The following is a 26,145-nucleotide window of genomic DNA, read 5'->3' on the forward strand; positions in this document are numbered from 1 at the left end:
TTAGGCTATAAAAGGTGAGACAATGTTATCAGAAAAAATTTAGGAAAAATCTATTTGGGAGGTTAATAATGGATTTGAAAGAAAGCTATCTACTTGGCATAGACCTAGGCACAACTAATGTCAAGGGAAACATAATGAATGGTGAAGGTAAGCTAATTGCAACAGCTTCAAGAAGTCTTGGAAAAATATTTCCTGGGCAAAATATGATTGAACAGGATCCCGAGAGATGGTGGAACAGTACCATTTCTATCCTAAAGTACATGACAGCGCTCGCTGGGGACGAGGTTGTCTCTAAAATAAAAGGAATATCCATCAGCTCTCAGTGCCCAACATTTTTACCACTTGATGAAAATGGCGTACCTGTACACAACGCTATCATATACGCTGATGGTCGTGCCGTAGCAGAAACTGATGAAATAACAGAAAAATTAGGCTTTGAAAAATTTGTAAACATTGTAGGTGGACAGCCAAGCGTTGCCTTTTTACCAGGCAAATTCCTTTGGTTCAAGCGAAATCTTCCAGATGAATTCGAAAGAACAGCCACAATCATGCAGGCCAACAGCTACCTGAACTACAAGCTCACAGGTGAACTTACAATAGACATAGACACTGCATCCCGCACTCAGCTAATGAATTTAAGCACCCTTAAATGGTCCAAGGAAATTGGTGATGCCATTGGCGTAGACCTAGACTCATTAATGCCACCAGTAAAGAAATGCACTGACATTATCGGAACAGTTACAAAGGCTGCCGCTGAACAAACTGGATTAGCAGAAGGCACACCTGTAGTGGCAGGCTGCTCTGATGCCATGGCCTCTATGTATGCCATCGGACTTTCAAAGCTAGGGGATGCTGGTGAAAGTGCCGGCACCTCATCTTTAATATTTGCCAGTGCACCAAGGGCTAGCGCCAGCGACGTTCCTGTGGTCACACGCCCTGTGGGTCTGGAAACTATGCCATTCGTCTATGACGGCCCTATCGGAACCACCGGTGCCGCCCTCAGGTGGTACGTTGAACAAATGGGTGAAGCCGATATTGCCAGCTCCATTGAAGCCGGCAAAAACATTTACGACTACATGAACAAGGTAGCCCTTACCATAAACCCTGGCTCAGATGGACTATACTTCTTTCCATACATGGCTGGCGGTGAGCGTGCACCAATTTGGAACTCTCATGCCAGAGGCATGTTTATAGGACTAAACCTCACAACCGACAGAGCCCACATCATCCGCTCAATATTCGAAGGCACTGCATTCGCCCTTCGCCACGTTATGGATGCCATCAAGGACGCTGGCGGCGTAGCCGAAAACCTTCGCATCACCGGAGGCGGCTCAAAATCAATGACCTGGAACAAAATAAAGGCATCCATGCTCCACATGCCGGTCTACGTACTAGACGACATCTCTGGAGACGTACCTTTCGGCGACATCCTTCTCGCCGGACACGCCGTAGGCATCTACCCAGACCTATCAGAAGCCGTAACCAAAATGGTCAAAATCAAAGAAGTCGTAGAGCCTATCCCAGAATGGGAAGCTGCCTACGACAAGCTCTACCCTTACTACGTGGAAATGTACAAGCACTTAGATGCCGATTTGAAGGGACTCCAAAGCACCGTTACCTCACTCTGCTCATAAGCCTGTACTACCCACAGTGCCCTTTGACACCCCAGAGATATTTTATAAGTAAAATGGCGGAGAAATCTCCGCCAAATGTTTTATCTATATACAATTCAATATCTAAGCAAGGTTGAATTTATCAGGATAAGCGTCGGTATTTGGAATAGAAACATAGCCTGAACTTGTAAGCATATTAAGATGCCAGTCTGGCATGGCTATCATTGGCTCTGCATAGAAATCTTCTATATACCATTTTCCCTCTATTTTTACAAATCGATGAACGTATTTGTTTACAAATATCATATAGTCAACCTGCCCTGGCGAATTTTGCTTTTCTCCCAAGTTAGTGGTGCCACAATCAAACCAAGTGCCTACGACATGATTCTCATCATTATCGAAAGCTATTACAGGTGTTGTGGGCGCATGAAATGTATAAAATCTATTCTTATATAATGCTGTCATTCCATTAGTTTTCTCACGAATAGCTTCTATGTTTTCTAAAACTGGAGTCTTATTACCAAAACTTCTGATCAGCATTCTCACATTTCCCTGATGGTCAAAATAGCGAGATACATACTCTGGTAACTCCCCTCGTCTACATCCATATACCCAACCATTTATTATATTTTCAATTTCCATGGCAGTCTTTATGTTAATTCGACTATCATCCACTTGATCAACAGACCATGGCTCATCACTCTGACCGCATTTATCATATCTCAGGTCGTTTCGATATTGGTTGATTGGCAATTCAACAATTGAAGAAATTGTCATTGTAAAAATTTTCCATGCACCATTCTCTTTAATGTAAGTAGATTCCAAGACACACAATTGTCTGTGGAGCGTCCAATTTGATTTATTTTTATCCTCCGCATCAATTCGGTACATTTGAACAGTAAATATTCCCCTTGCTGAATTACCATCTTCATTTATTTCAATAATAGGCGCTCCACTTATTCCCAAAAATTTGTAGCAATGATTATTTAACCGTTCACTATTAATTATTCTATTTACCTCTTGTCTAATGGCATCTCTACCATGAACGGTTCCATCAGTAACATTTTCAATATTCAAAGTTGCCCCATCCGAAATAGAAAAGAGAATATCTACCCCATGTAGTCTATGTTCAAAAAATTTATTCTGAAGATTTCTAATTGCTAGAATCTCTTCAGAATTACCGTATTTACGAATTGGAATACTCGGATAACAACTTTTAATATTTATCTCTCCCTGATAAAACTCTGGCTCCATCTCCTGAATAGTCATCCATGAGACATCTATCATGGAGATTCCTTTGGAATTTTCAATAAATCTCCCCTCTAACTTTTTTATGATGACTCTTGCGACTGAATCACCTGCTCTACTACGGACTATTTGCCAAGTGAATGTATCACAAGACATTCCACCTTCATTCTCTTTTATCCAGTAGGTAGGTGATGCCCACATTGAAAATTCAAAAACGTCAGTATTATTGTATTCTCTAAGGCTACTCTTGTGGGCTAAATGTAGATAACGAGCCATCTCATTTTCAAGTTGTATGTAATCCATAGAATTAGTCCTCAATCATAAATTCTGGCTTTTTGCCATACTTTCTAATAAGCTCTTGCAGCTCTGTATCCGAGTCCATAAGTCTCATTCTTGAATTAGACATAATAATCGTACAGCCTTTGCTGCCCTCATATGGAGGCCAACTATCAAAGCCATCCCCGTCTGGCTTTCCATGTCGAGCAAAATTCATCCATATTTCTGCCATACTATTTTCCAAATCCTTAGCACCTTTAAAATTACAAACCGGCACCTTGTCAGTATTATGGAAAATGAAAGGAATCTCTGAACAATGCCATGCATTCTTTCCTCCGTTGTATGGAAATACTGGCGCAAAAATATAAGAATAACATTCACACTTGGCTTCCCTTGAAAAAGCATTCATAAAGCTCAATGCTTCTCCCCTAATCATGCTGTCTAAATATAGTAAATCAATTGACTTTCTCTCAGGCCACAACCGCTTGTATATTGGAAGGATTTGTTCTAGTCCTTCCTTTGAAAACTTCTCCTCAAGCAATTGCTGTACTTTATTATCTAACAATTCATTCTTATCTGGTATTTCTTCTCCAAATGAAATCTCTGCATAAGTAGTTCCACATAAAACTGGAATCTCCTTTGCAAAGCTGGAGAATCCTTTTATTCTTGGATCCCCTATGTAATAATCATTTGGAATTGGTCTATTTCCAGTACAAGGAATCCCTTTGATTCTGCATTCTTTTTTCGATTCTAAATACACTTTCACCAAATCATGATAATCAGCTTGAATGAGAGAATTTATATCTCCTCCAAGCTTTTCCATCATAAGTTTGGCTAAAACTTTATTTCCGTTTTTTAAATCCACATCTAACGTATTATCTATTGGAAGAACACCACTTTGAATAATCGCCCTATGAAACAGACCTTCTGCTGCTGGGATTTGCATCAGACTGATAATTTTGTCTCCCCCTCCAGACTGTCCAAATAGAGTTACATTATCTGGATTTCCACCAAAACGTTTTCCATTTTCCCTTATCCATCTCAAAGCTTCGACCAAATCAGTCATTCCATCATTTTCAGTCTGACTTTTATCTGTCTTTATCGAATTTTCATTTCGATATTCTGATGGAGTTGTTCCTATATATTTAAGGAACAGCTTGTTCATGGCAGATGGGCTGCCAAAGCCCACATTCAAAGCTATTTCAGTAATAGAATCCCCTGTTGTTTCTAGTAACTCTTTTGCCTTATTAAGTCGCAGTGTCCTGACATAATCTCCAAACTTTACACCTGTAGCATCATAGAAGACACGAGATGCTGTAGGTGTCGAAATAAAAAGACTACCTGCTACTTCATCCAGGGAAATGTGCTTTCTATAATTCATATGGATGTAGCGAAGCATTTTTGTTCCATAATCATCTAAAGAGTCTTTAGAAATCGGATTTTTTACAACATAATGCTTTAGCAAGTCATCCATCAGCGTATAATACGCCCCCATTTCACCAAAACCATCTCTGGAATTACCATCTGCCCTAACAGCCCAAAAGGTCTTGATTAAATCAGCTGTATGAGCCTGTCTATTGTGTTCAGGAGATTTTCCTTCAAGAGAAAGAAAAATATTTTGCTTTCCACTTTGGGCATGAAGGATTCCTGAATCAATTTTTAGATTTAGGATTACGCTTTCCTTCTGCCAGTGAAGCCTTGCCGATTCTGATGGATTTAAAAAGAAAAAATCCCCTTTTTCACATCTATGTAGCTGCCCCTGTAAGGTGATAGAAACACTGCCTCGGACTATATACAGCACAAAATAGTCTTCTCTTGAACTGATAGTATTTCCATTTTCTTTAGTTAAAATTTCTGTTGTATATTCACTGGACATAGATTGTTTCACTTTTTTATTCCTTATAGCAAAATAAGTGGCAGAAAGACTCTGCCACTTATAACATTTATTTAAACTGAATTCGGATTTCCTCTTCAAGAGTATCTCTTGAATTACCACCTACGTATATACGGAATAAGCCATCCTCGCATATGTACTTACCGGCGTTATTATAGAAGCCCATATCGCATTTACGAAGTGAAAGTGTAAGCTGCTTTTCCTCGCCAGAATTAAGTTCAACTCTTGCATAATTCTTGAGCTCTCTAACTGGACGAACCAGGCTTGCTGTCACATCCTGCATGTAAAGCTGTGTAACCTCTGTACCAGCCACATTCCCTGTGTTTTTAAGAGTAAATGTAGCCTTTATTTCATCAGCTGTCTCTGTGAGCTTTAAGTCACTATATTCAAAAGTGGTATAAGATAAACCATATCCAAATGGGAAGCATGGCTCAATAGGTGCATCTAAATATTTAGATGTGAATTTGCTCTTTGAACCTGGACGACCGGTGTTTGGATGATTGTAATAAAGTGGCTCCTGACCATTTACTGATGAAAATGTGCTTGCGAGCTTTCCTGATGGATTAACTTCACCAAAGATTACCTTTGTGATAGCATTTCCCATCTGAATTCCAAGATGCCATCCCTCGATAATTGCAGAGAGCTTTTCTGATTCCCATCCAAGGGCAAGAGGTCTACCGTTCATAAGCACTGCAACTACCTTCTTACCGGAAGCCACAAGCTTTTTAAGCATTTCCTGCTGGTGTCCTGGAAGTGTAATATCAGCTTTTGATGACGCTTCGCCGCTCATACTTGTGTATTCGCCAACTACCGCAATTACGATATCAGAATCTGCATCTATAGCGGCCTTCAATTCTTCAGAATTAAGCTCACCTTCTGGACCACATACAGGATAATACTCAAATTTTGCACCTGCGGCCTCAAGTCCTGCCTTGATTGAAACACAATCATCCTTTTCCCATGCAAGTGACCATGCACCAACTACCTCATCAGGTCTATCTGCAAGTTCGCCTACAAGAGTTATCTTATTTGCTTTGTTAAGTGGAAGAAGCTTGTCTTCGTTTTTAAGTAATACGATTGATTTTTCAGCAGCTTCCTGGCAAAGAGCAATATGCTCTACTGGAAGGCTCTCTTTGTATGCTTCGATAGTCGCCTCATCCACATATGGATTTTCAAATAATCCCAGCCATACCTTTACACTAAGGATTCTTCTGACTGCATCATCAACCGTTTCCATTGAAACCTTGCCATCCTTTACAGCCTTTGCAATATGGTTGTAGAAGATTCTTGTGCCCATGTCCATATCTAGGCCAGCATTTAATGCCTGAATTCCAGCATCCACATCATCCTCTGCTATACCATGAGTTACGCATTCACGAATTCCATTTGCATCACTTACAACAAATCCTTCCAGGCCAAATTCCCCCTTGAGAATGTCTCTTAAAGTGTATGAATTTACTGTACAAGGAACTCCATTCAAGTCATTGAAGGAAGCCATAGCAGAACATGCCCCCTCTTCCATTGCTGCCTTGAAGGTTGGAAGATATACATTGTAAAGCTGGGTTGTGGACATTGTGGTTGTGTTGTAGTCACGACCTGCCTCACAGGCTGAGTATGCAACATAATGCTTTGTGCAGGCTGCAACATAGCTGTCTACATTCTCATTGTTGTTTTGAAGTCCCTTGATTTTTGCTCTAGCAAATCTGCTTGCAAGGAATGGGTCCTCACCTGGGCCTTCAGAAACCCTGCCCCATCTAGAGTCTCTTGCCACATCAAGCATAGGCGCAAAATTCCAGTTTATACCGTATGCTCTTGATTCTTTAGCTGCCATCTGCGCAGTGCGCTCCATCAAATCATCATCAAAGCTGCCTGCCTCGGCAATTGCAATTGGAAATACGCTTCTAAGACCATGGATTACATCAAATCCCATAAGAAGAGGAATACCAAGTCGAGACTCCTCTACTGCAATCTTTTGGAGTTCGTTGGCCTTAATTGGATCATTTCCCATAAGAGCGCCTACCATGCCAGCTCTAATATCATCTTCATGATAATCTCTTTCTGCGGTAGCCATGATTTTTCCGAATTCCTCTTGAGAAATTCTGCCATCTGTTAGCATCTCAATTAATTCCTCAAATGGAACATCAAATCCGCCTACAATAGAAGGCGATTCCAAATTGAGCTGGCCAACCTTTTCCTCAAGTGTCATTTTTTCTAATAATTCATCTATAAATTTTTTCTGTTCAGTTGTTAACTTCATTTCAATAACCCCCTGAATTTTCTTACTAAACAAAGTATAACTTGACCATTTTATGAGCTCAATATTATTATTGTAATATATATAGTACAATTTTAAGATAAGGTAGGACTAAAATACGCTGCGTTCTTTCCAATATAAAAAGGACTTACAAAGTTATTAAGCTTTGTAAGTCCTAAATTATTAAAGGTAAATACATGGAATTATTTTTTTTCTAGTCCTCTACTAATATTAATAGATAAATCCTCAACCGATGTCCCATCAAAAACGGATTTTAATTCATGTGGATACCATGCAAGTGCCATAGCCATATAATAGAACCAACCAAGTGTGTGCATCTCACTTTGAGGCATGAGCATGTACATAACTGTTTTAATATTACGCCTATGTTTACTAGATAGATCCTTTCCAAGATCTACCAGACTGACTACAGTTTCCCTAATTTCATTACAAATCTGATAGCAGAAAAGGAATCCGTTTGAAAGACTACAGTAATACTGCTCTTCTAAATCAAATGCTTTAAACTGTTTAAGGTCCAATTCCTGCTTGAGTCTATTTTCTATATAACTTATTGCTGATGTAAGGTTACTTTTGTCTGGGAGCTTATAACACAAATCCTTCCGGAAGTATTCTTCCATTTGTTTACTTGGCACTTTATATAAATAATGATCTTTTAAGCTTGTCAGGTAAAGATCAATACTTGCCTGATCATTTTCATCTATAAGAGGCGACACTGTAAGAACTGGAGTGTTGAAGTATTTCTTTAGGGCTTCCATTTTTACTGTGGATAGTATGAGACGGATTTCGTCCTTCTTGATCTGCTCCTTGTCATACATGGCGTAAGGACCATCTAATTTGAGGATACCTCCATAGTGGCGGTGGAGCGTCTCCATTAGGTAGTGGGTCATGCTCTCATTGTAATGACTAACCACTGCAGTTGGTATGCCCTCTCCACGCTTCTTTTTGTATCTAGCTTCCTCGGCAAGCATAATAAATGGCAGTAGGTAGTCCTCTTCTTCTCGTCCTAATGCGATTTGGCATTTTTCCGACAAACGATTCTTCATGTAATGGGCTATATCACCTAAGAATGGATTCTTTTTGCGAAGCTCATCTCCTAAAACATGGTTCTGTAAATGAGGTGCCACGATACCACTTACTAAGGCCTGTACGTGTCTGGTAAGGTCAACGAATAATTTGTCATCCTCTGTAAAATCAATTCCGTATATACGTAGTAAATCTGCAAGAAGTTCATTTACTATTTCATGGCAACGTATATCCGTATTGTTTAATACATAGTTTTTAGAATAGGTTTTGAGACATAGGAATACTAGCTGCTTTTTAATCTGAGAGATATAGCAGTATTCACTTTGGTTCAGCTGTATGCTGTGAGCCTGGGCAAGGCAATCCAAAACCCTTTTAACATCCTCATCAATTTCCCAGTTGGACTGGCATTCTGTAAGCTCATGACCATTATTTACTCTAAAAAGCATTACCGCAATGCTTAGAGTCAGATATATAAATGCATAATCATCTAAATGGGTTTGGGATGCCAAAAATACTGTTCTAATATGATTTTGAATTTCATTTAGCAGGTCTTCTCCAAATTCATCCTGCTTAAGAACAATGCCTTCCTTAGAATCATAATCCCAATTTTTTGCATAAAAACGAGTGAGCAAATCTCTCTTTTTTTGCTCCTCATCTGCTAATCTGACACAGTTTCCTTTACGCTCAATTTTAAGATATGGGTGCTGTTCAAAGATGTTTTTGTTAAGGATTTTGATATCCTTTTCCAAGGTTGTATTGCTGACAAACATCTCGTCTTCTAAATCGCCGATATCATACCAATCGTCATGGCGCAAAAGCTTTAGTAATAAAGCTGTCAGTCGGTCTTCCTTTGTTATGTAGTTCTGTTCCTCTGAGAATACTTCAAGCAGAGTAGCTCTGTCGCCCACCTGAATGGTGTAGCCCTTGCCATGAACGGCAACGACTTGAATGTCGTCACCATTTAAGGCTGAATTTATATGACTTATGTCACTTCTGATAGTACGTTCACTAACGCCAATCTGAGTAGATAGTTCCTTGCCTGTAACTATCCCATGCTTGGCGTTTAAAATCGATAATATTTTCTTCTCTCTAGATGGTATGTTTACCTTGTACATTTAAGCCTCATCCTGCTGTATGAAAAATATTTTAATCTTGTTCAAGAACTCATCCTTAGGCATTGTCTTAAGGAAATAGCCCTGTGGTTTCAACTCAACAACTGACATTACACTTTCCTTGCTATCATTTCCAGTAAGGAAGATAACAGGAATATCCTTTGTCTCCTCGTCTGCTCTGAGCATTTCTAGAACCTGAGGTCCCGAGGTAACAGGCATCTCATAGTCCAACAAAATCAAATCTGCTTTATTTTCAGCCAGCCATTTAATAGCACGCAAACCAGAGGTAACCATAGAAACCTTGTAATCTGCCACCATCCACTCACGGACTAGACTCATGTAGTTTGGATCATCATCAACGATAAGTATTTTCTTTTTTAATTCACCAGATGTAATCTGGCTATTGTATTTGTTTACACAAGAAATATAAGCGTCATAGTCCAAAGGTCTTGGCAATTTCTGATAAATCAGATGGCCAGGGATAACCTCTGCCATACGTTCATTATCAACAGATTCTCCTATGAGAATCATCTTTTTGTCATCATTTTCCAAATTATCAACGAGATAGGTTTTGATATCGTCAGGAAGGCTCTCGTCCTTTTCCATATAGAAAGTGACAAGGGCAACATCATTCCATACCTCATGGATTTTATTTAAATCCATAGTTGTAAAAACAACATCAATGTCTGCATCTGCAAGCTTTTTAAGAAGAACTCTAATGATAAAAGATTCCTTCTCCCCGATAATTAAATTTTTATTCTGTCCCATAAAAACCTCCAAAAAAGGAATCTAAAAATCTCCTTAGTCCTTAATGCCCTACGTTTACTATTATTACCCACTCATTGCTATTTTGATTATATCATTTTTTATCCTATAGAAATAGCCTAGATGTAACCATTAATGAAAGCAGCCTATCAGCATTCCTTCAACCATTCTTCCATTGCATCCCAGTCAAACATCTTCAGCATTTTAGAAAGATCATAAATTCGCTCTGTATCCTTTTCAGGCAATTTGTATTCCAAAAGTCCATCCACTATCATCTGAACTGCATCGAAATCCATCTGTGGAATTACTTCCTTTAGAGCTTCATAAGCATCTGCCAATTCATCCTCGGAAATAGGCTCTTTATCCTCGTCAGCTGCCATAGCTCCCTTAATACCCTTAAGCTTTTCTTTAAATTCAAGGTATCCTTGAAGGAATTCATGATTATGACCATCAATATATTCTATGTCGTTTCGTTTGCCGGCATCCTCTAATAAGGCAGCCTCTTCAGACAGCTTGCTTGCTCCAATTATTCTACAAGAGCTCTTGAGAGCATGGACCTTTATTGTATAAAGCCTAATATCCCCTTCTTCGTAAGCTTCTGAGATAACCTTTGCATTAGCATCAATAGTGTCATAGAACAAATCCAATGCAAATATAAAGCCTTCTATTCCACCAGAATTCTTTACGCCTTCATCAACTGTGATTCCTTCAGTGTCGTTTATCCACAACATGTTTTCAGGAAGCTCTTTTAACTCTTCCTTGGCCTCAGTCTCCTCATTTGTTCTAACCATTGACGCTGGAAGATGTCTAAGGATAGTTTTCTCCAGAACCTTACTGTCAACTGGCTTTGAAAGATAACCATTAAATCCCTTTGATTTATAGAATTCTTCGCCAGCTGTAGAATTTGCAGTCAAAGCATATACTGGTAAATCTGGTGCAAACTCACGAATATGCTCTAAGGTTTCTATTCCATCCATGTTTGGCATCATGTGATCCAAAAGAACAACATCAAAATGATTATCACGAATCTTTTCAATTGCATCAGCACCGTTAGAAGATGTAGTAACAAATACTTGAGTGGCTTTTAGCAATCCCTTAATAATACTAAGGTTCATAGGATTATCATCAACTACTAGGATATCAGCATCTGGAGCGATAAACTGTGGAACATAAGGTCCACTAGCTGCTGCATCATCATGTTCCATGAATACTCCTATTGGCGATGGATCAATAATCTTTTGGTCAACAGTAAGAATAAACTCTGAGCCCTCTCCATAAACACTTTCGCACCATAGCTTTCCACCCATGAGTTCTGCAAATCTTCGAGAGATATCAAGACCAAGGCCAGTTCCCTGAATTCCACTGTTACGCTCTTCGTCCAACCGTTCATAGGCTGTGAAAAGCTTTTCCAAATCCTCTTCTTTTACACCCATACCTGTATCCTTAACGGAATAACGAATATTGCAGACATCGTTATTTCTCGTATCCATTGATACATTCAAAATGAAGCCACCCTTTTCAGTGTATTTCACCGCATTTGTTAAGATATTAAGAACAATCTGCTTTATTTTTCCCATATCGCCATAAAGACGTTTAGGCATAATTTCATCTACAACTACATCAAAGGTCAGCTCTTTTTCAATACTTCGCACACGAATCATTGATACAATTGAGCGAAGCATTTCCTGAACATCATATTCCTGCTCCACAAGATGCATTTTTCCTGATTCAATTTTAGAAATGTCCAAAAGGTCATTGATTAATCCAAGAAGAGATTCAGTGGCATTTCTAATGTCAAAGGAATAGTTCATCATGGCAAGGAAATAATCCTTTGGCACACCAGTGGCATCCTCACGCAGTACCATCTCATTCATACCCATGATGGTATTAATAGGTGTTCTGATTTCGTGAGACATATTTGCAAGGAATCTAGACTTTGAAGAATTAGCTCTCTCAGCATCCTCTTTTGCTTTTGTAATCTCTGCATACTGACGTTCGATGACAGTTGAGCGCATGATTCTCCATACCAAAACACCTGTTAAGAGCGCCACAAGAATAGCAGCGATAATTTTTGTTAACATCAATTCTCCAAGCATTGGCGCTTTTTCAAATTCAAAGGTTGCTTCCTGTAAGACATTCTCCGTGCCATCCTCAAGCACCTGTAAATGAAGAGTATAATTACCATAAGGCAATGAGGTATATTCAAGTGCTGATAAATCGCGCATTTGAGTAGTTACGCCTCCTTCTTTTCTGCCATCCAAATACATTCTTATTGTTGGATTTATTGTTGTGTAATCCATAACAGAAGGATAAATCTGGATACGACCATCTGTAGCTGGCAAATTATATACACCATCCTCATCTGGTTCAATCAGCTTATCATCACAATAAACGCTATGAATACCCATTTTTATCTGGCAGTAATCCTTAAAGTAATTATTGAAATTAACCTTTATTGTTCCATTGCGGCCAGGAATATAAACGAACCCGTCTTCATCCACACCATAATACAAGCAATTTGTAAGTCCATAAGGCAAACCGTTTTCGATATTATCAGTCACAATATCAGTTATGGTATCGTTTAAAAGCTCATCAGCATCTACACCAAATATTCCAAAGGAAGATAAAATCCAAGCCTTATTATTGTCATCAAAATAAATGTCATAATTATGGTTATATGGAAAGGAAGAGATATTTGTAATTTCTCCATTCTTTACAACCTGGATAGTATTGGATGTGATTAGCCATGTAACTTCATGAACATCATCCCTGATGATTTTTGTAACTACATCACTGGATAGGCCATTAAATACTGTTAGATGAGTCACTAGTTTTTCCCTAATAATATAGATTCCATCGCCATCTGTGGCTACCCAAATAGCCCCATCTGGCATTTCCTGAACAGAAAGGACTACCGTAGTATCAAGTCCTTCACCAGCTCCCATTTTTTTGATAACCTGTCCATCCTTAATGATTCCCAGGCCATCACTGGTTCCAACTAATACTCGTCCATCTGATGTAAAGGAAATACATCTTATCTGATTACTTGGCAATCCATCTTCAATGGTGAAGCCCTTTATTGTGCCATCCGCCAAAAGGCATACTACTCCTTTGTCTTGGTTATAGGTGGCCAGCCATAAATTGCCATTATCGTCTTTTTGTATACAACGAATTCTGCAATCTCCCATGTATTCAATTAGTGGATCATCAGTTATAACTCCATCTCTTGTTAGAATCTGTAGGCCCTTATCCGTGCCAATGTATAGCTTTCCACCACAGTCACAGGTAGCATTTGTAACTTCGTTGCTTAGACCAGCTTTTTCACTCAGGTTAATATAATTGTTTGACACAATCTTCATTGCTCCCTGAGTAGATGAAGCGACCCAAATATTTCCCTGATAATCTGATGTTACCATCTCGATTCCACTATCAAAATTTACATCTACAACATTTATTATATTATTCTCATCTATATAGCCAATTTTGCTGGTAGAAGAAACCCACACTCTGTCACAAGCGTAATTAAGCCAATGAACTCCATCTATTGGCGCTATATCAATTTGCTCTAAATCTGGTTTTAAATCTCCAAATTGACCATAGTAAACATATCCTTCATCTGTACCCAAATATACTTTGCCAGGGTTATTAGGATCAGCCAAAATCGTAGAAATATGACCAATTCCTATTTTTTCACTACTACAAATCCTTGTTATCTGGCAATTTTCTACCAAGAAAATCAGTCCGCTTGATGTATGACCGTAAACATCACCTGTGCTATCTGCAGAAAGTCTAAGAATTCTTTCACTTGATAGTCGTTGATTTTCTATAGGATGCATTTTCAATTCTGTATCTACATAGCAAAGGCCAGAAGTGGTTCCAACAATAATATTGCCTTCGGAATCCTCATCAAATGAACGAATAGATAATGTTGGTAAACCATCAACGTAAGTGTACTGGCGCCGCGTATTCCCATCTATCATTACCACTCCACTGTCATTTGTGGCTATCCAGATTCGTCCTAAGCTATCTTCAAACATGCCACGAGCACTGGTTAGACCATTATCGTTGCTTAACTGTTCAAAGTTAATTCCATCATATCGAATGACACCACTGTATCCACCTATCCAAATATGTCCGTCTGTGCTACCTAATACGCTCATAACATCAGAGGTAGGTAGTTCATTTGAAGCATCATAATTTTCAGTGGAATATCCTACTCCTGAGATTTGCCCAGATATAGCATAGCCGCCACCATATGAATCGTATGTTTGTGTTTCATCAGCATTTGCATATGTAATAAGGCTCATCTGGCCTATCAAACACAGCAAAGCTATCAATTTTATTCTCTTCTTAAGAACTGCAGTAAGAATACCCGGGTAAGTACCACCTACACAGTGATCCCATTTTAAGCTTTTCCCTCTCAATACAAACCTCCCGCCATATTCCTCCCATTCTGGGTATTATAACATCACATAATGAAAAAAAAATGAACAGACAAAAGGCTTATTTCCTTCTGTCTGTCCATATGAAATGAGAAAAACGATGATTGCTTATTTAGTTTTCTTCGTCAAGCTCAAAGAAAAGAGTAGTGTATCTACCCATGTCAAAGAACACTGGCTTTACAGGAAGAGGAAGCTTTGGCTCAATCTCTCTACCCTTTTTCTTTGAGATACCCAGTATTATTGCATTGATAGATGGTCCTTCTTCTAACTGAACCTCACCGCAAACGTATTTAACACCCTTGTCTTCAAGCTCAAGACGAGCATTTAAAATACCTGTAAATACGAAGCTTTTAAGTGTACCTTTTCCGCTAAGCTCTACCCACTCTGTCTCGTGGTATCCACATTCATTACATGCAAGGTGTGGTGGAAACTCAATAGCACCACATTCCTTACATTTTCTGCCGTAAACTTTTCCTTCTGCAAGACCATTCCAGAATTTTTCAACAATGTGCTCAGGATTCCAGAAGTCTTCAGTTTTGATTGTATTTAAATTATCCATTTTTACTCCTCCTTAAAATCCTGCTCTAAGAATAGTAGCACGGACATTCTGCGCGCCACCAAATCCACGTAAGAATACGTGCTTTGGAAGCTTTTTAACCTGGCGGAGTCCAGCCTCACCACGCATCTGTGTAACTGCTTCAAATATATCTGCAAGGCCTGATGCACCAAAGGCATGACCATAAGATGTACGACCACCGTTTGTATTAATTGGCTTGTCTCCATCAAATGCTGTACGTCCATCAAGAACATATTTCCAGCCTTCACCCTTTGGAAGGTACCCAATTTCCTCTGCTGCAAGGAATGCAGAAGAGCCGATAAAGTCATTTACCATTACAAGGTCCATATCATCAGCTGTAAGACCTGTTGCTTCAAATACCTGACGAGCAGCCTCGGCTGTAGCCTTTTTCTCAAGGTGTGGAACGATAGCATCAAGTACTGATGCACCAGTTGCAAGCACCTCTACTGGCTTGTCTGTAAACTCATGTGCAATCTCAGTTGGAACAACGATACATGCTGCTGCACCATCAGCTACGCAAGAATCTGAGCTGGTTCTTAGGTACTGTGTCATTTTTGGATTGTGTGGGCTCTTCATGAATTCCCAAACATCATCATATCCAGCCTCTTTTGCCATATCGTCAAATGTTGTACGACGGATAGCACGTGGACAAAGAGCACCTGCACGTCTCATATGATAAGACTGGTGATTTAAAACATCATCAATCTGATCTGGTGTAAGGTTATTTTCATGAGCATATAAGTTGATCCAGTCGTCGTGGTTCATTCCTGGTCCACCGCCTAAGTAGCGACCATAGGCTCTATCGAAAATAGAATCCAAATCTGGGAAAAGAACTTCTGTTGAAAGCTCAACTCTCATGTGATCTGGTGTATTGCCATCAGGCATACCTGTACCCATATCACAGGCACCAGTAAGTACAATATCATAAGCTCCTGATGCTACTGCAAAAACAGCCTCTTCAAGAGCAATATATCCTGTACAGCAGCCCTCTGAATGAGAGATAGAACCCTTTCCTCTCATACCAAACCAATCAGCAACCTGAAGGTTTGGAGTGATAGCGTGAAACATTACATGTGGATTTGCTGAACCATGGAAGAAATACTGAACATCTCTTGGCTCAATGTGAGCATCCTTCATAGCATCAAGTGCTGCATGACCAAAAAGCTCACCATTTGTAATACCATGATATGTCTTATTTGTAATAGTATTCATAAATGGTGTTGCACCGATACCTACAATGGAAACACTTCTTAAGTTTTTTCCTAATTTAACATTATGTACCATTTTATTTTCCCCTTATATTTTTACTCTGCTTCTTCTAATACGAAATCAGCAAGCTTTCCGATTGTCTCAAAGTTTCCAAAACGAGCAACTGGAATCATAACGTCATACTCATTTTCGATTGAAGCTGACATAGCTACACGCTGAACTGAAGATGTTCCAAGCTCATTAAGATTTGTATCCTCTGAAAGTGTGCTAGCATCTACCTTAAATGCAAGTGCTGCAAACTCGATTAAATTTGCTACTAACTCTTCTCTTGTCATAATAAAATCCTCCTTAGAAATGACCTTTACTTACTATCTAAATGATAATGCCCTGGAGGTCCTGTTTCTAATACCGATACTGGATTCGTTATAACAAAAATGGTATAATAAGAGCAGGCAGGAAGGACCCGCTTGCGAGAGTTGCCTGTCTGCCACGACTCAGCCCATTGCCACCGGCAATATACAATGGCTGAGTCTTCCCGTACACAGGAGGGGCCATGACACTACAAGACATCACCTGCTTTTTAAATCTAGCAGAAACCTTAAATTACACAAAAACAGCCGAAGAGCTCTTCATTTCCCAGCCTGCCGTCACAAGACACATTAATTCTTTAGAGGACGACCTTGGTATAAAGCTTTTCGACCGTTCGGTTAAACGCAATATTACTCTTACCGAAGCAGGTAAGATTTATTTTAATGGACTAAAAAAGTGTAGAAATATTTATAACGATACAATTGCAGCTATTAATCTAAAGGCTACAGAAAGTCCTCTAATTATCAACTTCTTGAGAGGCATCAGAACTCCAGATGTGATAGTTGAAGCAACTGGCAACTACATGCTCAAGCATCCAAATTTTCATCATTTTCCTAATTTCATTGAGGCCTCTGAGTTTGAGAAATCAATTGAAAATGGTGAAATAGTCATTTGTCAGGAAGAGTTTGCAGATGCGTTAAAAAGCTATAAGCATTTGCAGCTCACTAAGCAGGCTATACCTCATTATTTAGTTGCAAACAAAAAACATCCTGGATTTGCCACAGAGCAGACAGATATGCAAAAAATTAAGGACACTACGCTATTCCTTCCAAAGAATTTGCCTAATGTCCTTAAAGATAAATATATTTCAATTTTAAAAGAATTGCTTGGAACTACCCCAGTAGAAATAATGTACCTAGACAGCATGGATTCGGTAGAATTGTTCCTTCGTTCTGGTCGCTGCTTCACCATCGCCAGCGAATGGAATTCTCTTTTAGATTCCAATCACAATGCATCTTGTAAGCTAGATTTTGCTTCACATTATGTAGCTATTTGGGACAACACCAAATGCCTAAATCCTCTAGCTGAGGATTATTTGTACTTTATAAAGCAGGCGCTGCAGTAGGCATTATGCCTTTGCTGCTGCCTCGAGTAGTGCTATAGCCGCATCAACACCTACATTACCTGAATTGATAATCAAATCAAAGTACTCTGGAGAACCCCATTTCTGACCAGAGTGTGTGGTGAAGAATTTCTCACGTTTCTTATCGAACTTATTCATAACTTCTTCAGCCTTGTCTGGCTCATTCTTTTCAACGGAAATAGAACGATCCATTCTATAATCTGTATCAGCTGTGATAAATACCTTGAGAACCTTTTTGTCCTTTAATATCTCACTTGCACAGCGTCCAACAAATACACAACCTGGTTGTTCAGCAGCCTCTTTAATAATGCTAACCTCTGTGTTGTAAATCTGTTCTTCCAATGAAAGATGCTCGCCAGGTGCCTTAAAAATTGCTTTTACTGGGGTCTGCTCATCCATTCCTGACACTTGGTCATAAGGCAAACCCATTCTCTTACAAGTTTCAACAACAACTCCTCTGTCGTACAAACGATATCCTAATCGCTTAGCCAGCTCAGCAGCAATCGAATGTCCACCACTGCCATATTTACGTTCTATAGCAATATAGTCATACATATAAAAGAGCCCCCTCTCTCCAGTTTATAAACTTATTTTATCAAACAGAATGCCTGATGGCTACTTAAAATTTTCTCACAATTCCTTCACATTTTTGGCCTTCTCAGATAATTCCCGCATTAAATGTTTTAATGTAAAAACGTCACAATTATGTACTTAATGAGATACATTGATATTTTTTTGTCAGACTTATGGTATAGTATACAACAGCTAGTGTGTTAGGCGCTACTAACTGTCCATAAGTTGTGTTTAACAAGACCCCAGCTAGCCAATTGTTGTAACTTTGTTTATTTGTAGTTTTTTAGAACTAGAAATAGACAACCACTTATTTTTTATAATGTTAGAAAGGGATTTATAATGGCAAATCACAATTTCGAGCAATGGGATGGATTTGAAGGCCGTGTTTGGAGAGACAATATTGATGTCCGCGACTTCATCCAAAAAAACTACACACCATATGATGGTGATGAATCTTTCTTAGCAGGTCCAACAGACGCTACTAATACTCTTTGGGGCAAGCTTCAGGAGCTTCAGGCAGCTGAGCGTGCAAAGGGTGGCGTACTTGATATGGATACTGACATCGTTTCTTCACTTACTTCACATGGTGCAGGTTACATTTCAGAGGAAACAAAGGACTTAGAGCAGATTGTTGGTCTTCAGACAGACAAGCCTCTTAAAAGAGCCTTTATGCCATTCGGCGGTATCACAATGGCTGAGCAGTCATGCAGAATGTATGGTTATGAGCCTAGTGAAAAGCTTCATGAAATCTTTACTAAATATCACAAAACACACAATCAGGGTGTATTCGACATCTACACACCAGAGATGAAGAAAGCCCGTCACAATAAAATTCTTACAGGTCTTCCTGATACATACGGACGTGGACGTATCGTCGGCGACTACCGTCGTGTAGCTCTTTACGGTATCGATTATCTTATCGAGAAAAAGCAAGCAGATTTTGTAGCTACAGAGCGTCAGGGTATGAGACGTTATGACTTCCAGCTTCGTGAGGAAATTACAGATCAGATTAATGCACTTAAGGGCATGAAGGAAATGGCTGCTATTTACGGCATCGATATTTCTAAGCCAGCTGGTACAGCTAAGGAAGCTGTTCAGTGGTTATACTTCGGTTATCTTGCAGCTATCAAAACTCAGAACGGTGCTGCTATGTCAGTAGGACGCGTTTCTACATTCCTTGATATCTACTTCTCTCGTGACCTTGCAAAGGGCATCATCACAGAGCAGGAAGCACAGGAGCTTATCGACCACTTCACAATGAAGTGCCGTATGGTTAAATTTGCTCGTATCGAGTCTTACAACCAGTTATTCTCAGGTGACCCAGTTTGGGCTACTCTTGAGGTTGGTGGTATTGGTCTTGACGGACGTCACCAGGTTACAAAGACTTGCTACAGATTCCTTCACACACTTGAGAACATGGGACCTTCACCAGAGCCAAACCTTACAGTTATGTACTCTAGCCGCTTGCCTTTAAACTTCAAGAAGTACGCTGCTAAGATTTCTGTTACTACATCTTCAATCCAGTACGAGAATGATGATGTAATGCGTGTAACATGGGGCGATGATTACTCAATCTGCTGCTGTGTATCTGCTACAGAAACAGGTAAGGAGCTTCAGTTCTTCGGTGCACGTGCAAACCTTGCTAAGTGCTTACTTTACGCTATCAACGGTGGTGTTGATGAAAAATCTGGTGACCAGGTTGGACCAGAGTACAAGCCTATCACTTCTGAGTACCTTGACTATGATGAGGTTATGAAGAAGTTCGACCAGATGATGGATTGGCTTGCACACCTTTATGTTGGAACACTTAACATGATTCACTACATGCACGACAAGTACTACTATGAGGCTTGCCAGATGGCCCTCATCGATACACACGTACGTCGTTCATTCGCTACAGGTATTGCAGGATTCTCACACTGTGTAGATTCACTTTCTGCAATCAAGTACGCAAAGGTAAAAGCTATCCGTGACGAGAACGGAATCGCAAAGGATTTCGAAATCGAAGGTGACTTCCCACGTTACGGTAACGATGATGACAGAGCTGACGAAATCGCTATTTGGCTTCTTCGCACATTCATGGGCAAGCTTCGTCACATCCACACATACAGAGATTCAGAGCCTACTACATCAATCCTTACAATTACATCAAACGTAGTTTATGGTAAGGCTACAGGTGCTCTTCCAGACGGACGTCCAGCTGGCGAGCCATTATCCCCAGGTGCTAACCCAGCATACGGTGCAGAGGTTAACGGACTTATCGCTTCCCTCAACTCTGTTGCTAAGCTTCCATACGAAGAGGCACTTGATGGTATTTCAAATACACAGACAATCAACCCAGGTGCTCTTGGCCACACAGACGAGGAGCGCACAAACAACCTTGTAAACGTACTTGACGGATACTTCGATCAAGGTGCACATCACCTCAACGTCAACGTATTCGGCAAGGAGAAGCTCATCGATGCCATGGAGCATCCAGAGAAGCCAGAGTACGCAAACTTCACTATCCGCGTATCAGGCTACGCAGTAAAATTCATCGACTTAACTAAGGAGCAGCAGCTCGATGTAATTTCTCGTACTTGCCACGAGGCGCTTTAAACCGCTAGCGCATTGGCTAGCCTAGCGTATTGGCTAGCCTAGCGTATTGGCTAGCCTACGCCTTGCGCATAATATATGTCAGCACTATAGACACGCTTGCGCTCTTATTCGCTCGTTGCGTTACATAAGGTGCTGCTATAGCACCACCTAAGTAACGACGGCTCATCAAGGTCTTATAGTTGCTAACATATATTATTGCTCAAGGCTTATTTTTAGAAAAACTAAGCGATATAAATATACTATAATTCATTAAGCTGACCATAAAGCGCCATCCCTACTTAGAGGGCATCTGCGATGGCCTCTTATGTAGGGCAATGAGCGCTGCAAGAGCGAAAGCGTGTCAGCGAATGAACTATAGTATGTTTATAGCGCGAGGAATTATATACGAGGTACGTTATGAGTGAAATAATAGGATATGTCAATAAATTGGAGAGCTTTGGGGCGGTGGATGGTCCTGGAGTGCGATATATAGTTTTTCTGAATGGCTGTAGTATGCGCTGTGCGTTCTGCCATAATCCGGAGACTTGGGCGGAGAAGCAAGGCCAGGAGTTTACAGCTGATGAGCTTTTAAAAAAAGCGCTTCGTTTTAAGCCTTATTGGAAGAATGGCGGCGGTATTACTGTCAGTGGTGGCGAGCCACTTCTTCAGATTGATTTCTTACTGGATTTGTTTAGAAAGGCAAAGGCCAAAGGAATAAATACCTGTATTGACACATCTGGAGCTCCTTTCACTCATGAAGAGCCTTTTTACAGTAAATGGAAGGAGCTAATGAGCCTTACCGATACTGTACTTTTGGATATTAAAAATATTGATCCTGTAGCCCACAAGGAGCTTACAGGCGTGAGCAATGAAAATATTCTTGAGATGGCTAGAGAAATGTCCGACATGGGTGTCACTATTTGGATTCGTCACGTGCTAGTTCCAGGTGGCAGCGATAATGACGACTATCTACGCCGTACTAGAGAATTTATCGATACTCTCAAGACTGTTGAAAAGGTAGAAGTACTTCCTTACCACACTCTTGGTGTTCCAAAATATCAGGAACTTGGCATTCCATATCGTCTCGAAGGTGTGGAATCGCCAACACCCGAGCGTATCGAAAATGCCAAAAAAATCCTAGGAGCCAATTAGCTCCTAGGATTTTTTTATTCTTTAGCTTTCTCGTCCCAAACATTAACTTCTATTCCCACTACATCAGATGTAAATGGTGTATTGTCTTCTTTCTCATAATGTAACTGGGCCTTTTTAACATATTTGAATCCTATGTATAAAAGCGGAATGTTGCAATAAGCAATTAGGATATTTGCGAAATCTGATAAATCCCAGAGTGCTCCCAAATCCATTCCAACAATTGATGTAAGCATTCCAAAGCAAATTACTATGATATCTAATACGCGGATAACATTGATGAATGCCTTGCTTCTGCTGATTCTGTTGGCACAGATTTCTGAGAATGACATAAATCCAAGTAAGCATGTAAATGCAAACAAACCAAAGCAAAGTGAAATCAACAAAGTAACTACAGCGTTGAAGGCTGTGCCAGGTGTAAGCTCTGCTGCTGATGCAAGATATTTTGGAAGCTTTCCAAGCTCGAACCAAGCAGCTGCTGCATCTGTAAGCCATACACGACCCATGATTACAACAAAGCCTGTTAATGTACATATAACAATTGTATCAAGAAAAACTCCAATCGCCTGTACGCATCCCTGATCACATGGATGATTTGCATCAGATGCTGCTGCAGGCATTGTGATAGTACCTTGACCTGCTTCATTTGACATAAGTCCACGCTTAACTCCCTGCATAAGGGCGATTCCAAATGCTCCACCAAATACTGCCTCTGGCTTGAATGCCTCTGTGAATACAGCATAGAAGAACCATGGAATTCTATTAAAATTAATTACAATGAGAATCAAAACAGTAAGCACATATACGATTGCCATAATTGGCACAAGCACATCTGTTACCTTTGAAATCTTTTTAGTTCCACCAAATGAAACTGATACAGTTGCAATAATTACAACTACGAAACCAATCCAATAAATAGCATGTGTTGTTGGAAGCTCTGTACCGCTGATAATGCTTGCAATTTGTCCCATTGCAGACACTGTGTTAAATCCCTGCGCTGGGAAGCAAAGCAATGCATAAATGATGTACATAAGAGAAAGCACAACCCCTACAATAGCAGAATTCTTAAGAAGTCGACGTCCATAGAATGCCATGCCACCTACATACTCATCATCTTTTCTCTCCTTGAAAATCTGTGATAATGTAGACTCTACAAAGGCTGTAGACATACCAAAGAAGGCTGAAATCCACATCCAAAGTAATGCTCCTGGTCCACCTACAGATACAGCGCCTGTAACACCTAGAATATTTCCTGGTCCTACACGCATTGCAGTTGAAAGGAAGAATGAGGCAAGTGGCGATATACCTGTTTTTGCCTTGCTAGTCTTCAATACCTCAATTCCTCTTTTAAATTTCCTAACTTGGATAAATCTTAATCGGATAGAGAAATAAATACCTGAGCCAATTAAAAGAATAATTGCCAGTGAAAAATTTCCGAGAATAGGTATGTTTGCATACCAGTCAAAATTTGTTGGAAAATCCCAGAATAAATCTGATACTACCTGTATTTTGCCACAGACAGCAGTGATAACATTTAATATTGTTTCCATTGTTTTTCCTCCCTATATTTACATAATATCTTTTTTCACTGCCACCAACAACAACCAAAATAAAGCAAAAAAGGATTTGAAATCTCAAAATTTCAAATCCTTTTAACAACTATCTTTTAATTTTAAAAAAATGCTTTTGTTTTTATTAATTAAAAACTTTTTCCTCTAATTCATTGAACTCATCTTCGGTGATTGTCTGGTCATCCTTGAAGTATGAATATTCTCCATCTTCTTCCCAATCTTCCCAACCGAATGTAAATGAATCTACTACTTCTAAATCACCATTGAACTTTGTAAGCTCATATGTGCATCTACCACTATGAGTTGTATCACTGTGAACAATCCAATATGCATCATCAAAGTATGTGTATGAACAATATGCTGCTGTTCCCTCACCCTGAGCGAAACAGATTACTTTTCCATCCTTGCAGTCAAAGCACATGCTGCCATAGTAGACATTGTCTAAAATGTACTCAACTTCACCATCATTATCCAAATCTACAGGGTCCTCAATAGTTACCTCCATAGTTGGATCTGCATCCTCGTTTTCCTGTCCTGGGAAAATGAAATCCTTAGCACTCATAGTCCATGTAGCATCATCATAGTAGGATCTAGCCTCAGCATCGATTTTACCATCGCAAAACTGCTGGAATAAATCAGCACCTTCGTCGCTCTCAGAAGTTTCTTCTACTTCCTCTGTCTCCTCTGCTGCTTCTGTAGTTACTTCCTCATCTTTATCAGAGTGTTCATCAACAATCTCAGAAAATGATTTAGCATTTTCCTTTGCCTCATCATCAAGACCATCATCTGAACCACAAGCTGTCAATAAACATAGCATGAGCCCTAAATAGATTAGCTTTTTCATAACAATTCATATCTCCTTTAATAAATAGTACGAGACCAATTATACGCCAATCTATATATATGTACAAATATATAATTCTTGTGGTCGATTGTTATTTCTGAAATCAAATATCATAAAAAGAACTCATGTGCGAAGCACTTCCATTCAAGGTAACACCGGCAGGTGTTGTTTCCTTTTTTATCACAAGACAGCCAAGATATAGCCTTTAATATACAGTTTGCGATAATGTTTTAGGTAAATGGATACGATTTTATCGCAAATCCACGATGTTATGCGTTCTCCTAGTAGCTTTGCGATAAAAAATCTACTTTTTGCGACTTATTTTATCGCAACCTACAATACAAATCGCATACTTTCGTTAGTTTGTGATAAAATATTGCTTTTTTGCAAGAATTCTTATCGCAATATTTCTCACGATCTGCATATCTTAGTTAGCCTGTGATAATCCTTCAGCTCCCCACTCTACTTAAATTTTAAATATTCTATCTAGTCCCATACATTTTCAAAGAAATTAATATTCACCGTAGTCAACTTATTATCATCAAGAATTATCCACAAATCATAGTATGTTGCTTTCTTAATTCTATATGCTCCTGTTGTCTTAGTAACTTCTGTATCTGAATGTTGCTCACTATCATTAAATAAAGCTCTGACAATGTCCGCATCCTCAGGGTCATCTATTCCAGCGTCATCTAGCCTTATAGTAACTAATTCTGTAGTTCCATCACTTTGTGATACATAATCATATGCTTCATTATCGTAATAGTATGTCTTAACAGGGAACTGTGTGTTATCAGACCTTGTGTAAGTCCATTCTTCAATACTAGTTGGTTCACCTTTTTTAGAAACTAATTCTTCCTCTGATAAACCTTGGTATTCCATTGGATCAAAATATACTTCAACTGCAGCCAAAGCTTCATCATGTGCTTTCTTTTCAGCTGCCTTCTTTGACACACTGCTTATAGTACAACCACCTATAGAAACCACTAAAATAATCATTATAATACCAACAATTCTAGAGATTCTCTTTTGGCTTTTTCTGCCCTCTTCTGTATTAAGATAGTCCATTTGTTTTTGCATTCTTTCTTTTTCTCTCTCAACTTCTAGCTGTCTTTTTGCTTCTTTTCTGACTTTTCTACTACTCATTTTGCTCCTCCATATTATTTTTCTCCCGTTATGCTGATTATATTATATTGTGAATATCTCCACAATACATATTTCAATCATGCTTTAGTAGGATTTAATTACAAAATAAAATCTTAGGAGATACTGTCATAATTAGCTACGCGCCACTTTGGGCAACAATGGACGAAAAGAATATTTCTCAATACCAGCTCCTAAAGCAAGGTATTGATAATAAGACTTTGCATAATCTTAAGCATGATAAAAATATTACTCTAGTAACCATGGAAAAATTATGCAAAATCCTTTCTTGCACCCCAAATGATATAGTTTCCTTTATTGAATAAATCAAAACCACCGGCTTAGCCGGTGGTTTGTTCTAGCCCTATAAGGGCTTGTTACCGGCACTGGAGTCTAAAGAC

General features: G+C 39.4%; 18 protein-coding genes. 5 read left to right on the top strand and 13 right to left on the bottom strand.

Annotated features, from left to right (window positions below; translation table 11 throughout):
* The first annotated feature begins 68 nt into the window (after nt 1–68).
* A complete protein-coding gene (locus E7276_RS08440) occupies nt 69–1,634 on the top strand; it encodes a xylulokinase (protein ID WP_294216253.1) in 1,566 nt (521 codons plus the stop codon).
* Between the two features lie 102 nt (nt 1,635–1,736).
* Here E7276_RS08440 and E7276_RS08445 read toward each other — a convergent pair whose 3' ends face one another.
* The 9 genes from E7276_RS08445 to E7276_RS08485 all read right to left on the bottom strand — a co-directional run bounded on the left by E7276_RS08445 (nt 1,737) and on the right by E7276_RS08485 (nt 16,769).
* A complete protein-coding gene (locus E7276_RS08445) occupies nt 1,737–3,164 on the bottom strand; it encodes a nuclear transport factor 2 family protein (protein ID WP_294216256.1) in 1,428 nt (475 codons plus the stop codon).
* 4 nt (nt 3,165–3,168) lie between these two features.
* The gene (locus E7276_RS08450) at nt 3,169–5,013 is read right to left on the bottom strand and encodes a carboxylesterase family protein (RefSeq protein ID WP_294216258.1); all 1,845 of its coding nucleotides are present in this window, start codon (nt 5,011–5,013) and stop codon (nt 3,169–3,171) included.
* A 67-nt stretch (nt 5,014–5,080) separates the two neighbouring features.
* The gene (locus tag E7276_RS08455; protein ID WP_294216260.1) at nt 5,081–7,288 is read right to left on the bottom strand and encodes a glycoside hydrolase family 3 N-terminal domain-containing protein; all 2,208 of its coding nucleotides are present in this window, start codon (nt 7,286–7,288) and stop codon (nt 5,081–5,083) included.
* Between the two features lie 200 nt (nt 7,289–7,488).
* The gene (locus tag E7276_RS08460; RefSeq protein ID WP_294216262.1) at nt 7,489–9,444 is read right to left on the bottom strand and encodes a BglG family transcription antiterminator; all 1,956 of its coding nucleotides are present in this window, start codon (nt 9,442–9,444) and stop codon (nt 7,489–7,491) included.
* A complete protein-coding gene (locus tag E7276_RS08465) occupies nt 9,445–10,209 on the bottom strand; it encodes a response regulator (protein WP_294216266.1) in 765 nt (254 codons plus the stop codon).
* A gap of 146 nt (nt 10,210–10,355) precedes the next feature.
* Nucleotides 10,356–14,630 carry a hybrid sensor histidine kinase/response regulator gene (locus E7276_RS08470; RefSeq protein ID WP_294216270.1) on the bottom strand — a complete coding sequence of 1,425 codons (4,275 nt, stop codon included), beginning with the start codon at nt 14,628–14,630 and terminating at the stop codon, nt 10,356–10,358.
* Between the two features lie 130 nt (nt 14,631–14,760).
* On the bottom strand, nt 14,761–15,207 hold the full coding sequence (locus tag E7276_RS08475; RefSeq protein ID WP_294216273.1) for a Zn-ribbon domain-containing OB-fold protein: 447 nt from the start codon (nt 15,205–15,207) through the stop codon (nt 14,761–14,763).
* 12 nt (nt 15,208–15,219) lie between these two features.
* Complete coding sequence (locus E7276_RS08480) at nt 15,220–16,509, bottom strand: thiolase family protein (RefSeq protein ID WP_294216276.1); 1,290 nt, start codon at nt 16,507–16,509, stop codon at nt 15,220–15,222.
* A 20-nt stretch (nt 16,510–16,529) separates the two neighbouring features.
* Complete coding sequence (locus E7276_RS08485) at nt 16,530–16,769, bottom strand: acyl carrier protein (RefSeq protein WP_294216278.1); 240 nt, start codon at nt 16,767–16,769, stop codon at nt 16,530–16,532.
* A 218-nt stretch (nt 16,770–16,987) separates the two neighbouring features.
* Here E7276_RS08485 and E7276_RS08490 point away from each other — a divergent pair, with 218 nt between their 5' ends.
* On the top strand, nt 16,988–17,869 hold the full coding sequence (locus tag E7276_RS08490) for a LysR family transcriptional regulator (protein ID WP_294216280.1): 882 nt from the start codon (nt 16,988–16,990) through the stop codon (nt 17,867–17,869).
* A 3-nt stretch (nt 17,870–17,872) separates the two neighbouring features.
* Here the strand turns inward: E7276_RS08490 and E7276_RS08495 are convergent, their stop codons facing one another.
* Nucleotides 17,873–18,442, bottom strand: a complete 570-nt coding sequence (locus tag E7276_RS08495) for a cytidylate kinase-like family protein (protein ID WP_294216283.1) — start codon at nt 18,440–18,442, stop codon at nt 17,873–17,875.
* A 357-nt stretch (nt 18,443–18,799) separates the two neighbouring features.
* Here E7276_RS08495 and pflB point away from each other — a divergent pair, with 357 nt between their 5' ends.
* Together pflB and pflA are read left to right on the top strand one after the other, a co-directional pair.
* Nucleotides 18,800–21,058 (top strand): formate C-acetyltransferase, encoded by a 2,259-nt coding sequence (pflB, locus tag E7276_RS08500; RefSeq protein WP_294216287.1) that lies wholly within the window; start codon nt 18,800–18,802, stop codon nt 21,056–21,058.
* A 396-nt stretch (nt 21,059–21,454) separates the two neighbouring features.
* Entirely contained in the window at nt 21,455–22,189 is a 735-nt protein-coding gene (gene pflA / locus E7276_RS08505) for a pyruvate formate-lyase-activating protein (protein ID WP_294216290.1), read from the top strand.
* 14 nt (nt 22,190–22,203) lie between these two features.
* On the opposite strand, the gene E7276_RS08510 is transcribed toward pflA, so the two are convergent.
* The 3 genes from E7276_RS08510 to E7276_RS08520 form a co-directional block, all read right to left on the bottom strand.
* Entirely contained in the window at nt 22,204–23,736 is a 1,533-nt protein-coding gene (locus E7276_RS08510) for an alanine/glycine:cation symporter family protein (protein WP_294216293.1), read from the bottom strand.
* A 145-nt stretch (nt 23,737–23,881) separates the two neighbouring features.
* Nucleotides 23,882–24,601 carry a hypothetical protein gene (locus E7276_RS08515; protein ID WP_294216296.1) on the bottom strand — a complete coding sequence of 240 codons (720 nt, stop codon included), beginning with the start codon at nt 24,599–24,601 and terminating at the stop codon, nt 23,882–23,884.
* Between the two features lie 486 nt (nt 24,602–25,087).
* Nucleotides 25,088–25,747 (bottom strand): hypothetical protein, encoded by a 660-nt coding sequence (locus E7276_RS08520; RefSeq protein ID WP_294216299.1) that lies wholly within the window; start codon nt 25,745–25,747, stop codon nt 25,088–25,090.
* A 158-nt stretch (nt 25,748–25,905) separates the two neighbouring features.
* Here E7276_RS08520 and E7276_RS15115 point away from each other — a divergent pair, with 158 nt between their 5' ends.
* Nucleotides 25,906–26,070, top strand: a complete 165-nt coding sequence (locus E7276_RS15115) for a helix-turn-helix domain-containing protein (RefSeq protein ID WP_334298475.1) — start codon at nt 25,906–25,908, stop codon at nt 26,068–26,070.
* Nucleotides 26,071–26,145: the final 75 nt, after the last annotated feature.

It is taken from the genome of Pseudobutyrivibrio sp., assembly GCF_015057185.1.
Taxonomy (GTDB): Bacteria; Bacillota; Clostridia; order Lachnospirales; family Lachnospiraceae; genus Pseudobutyrivibrio.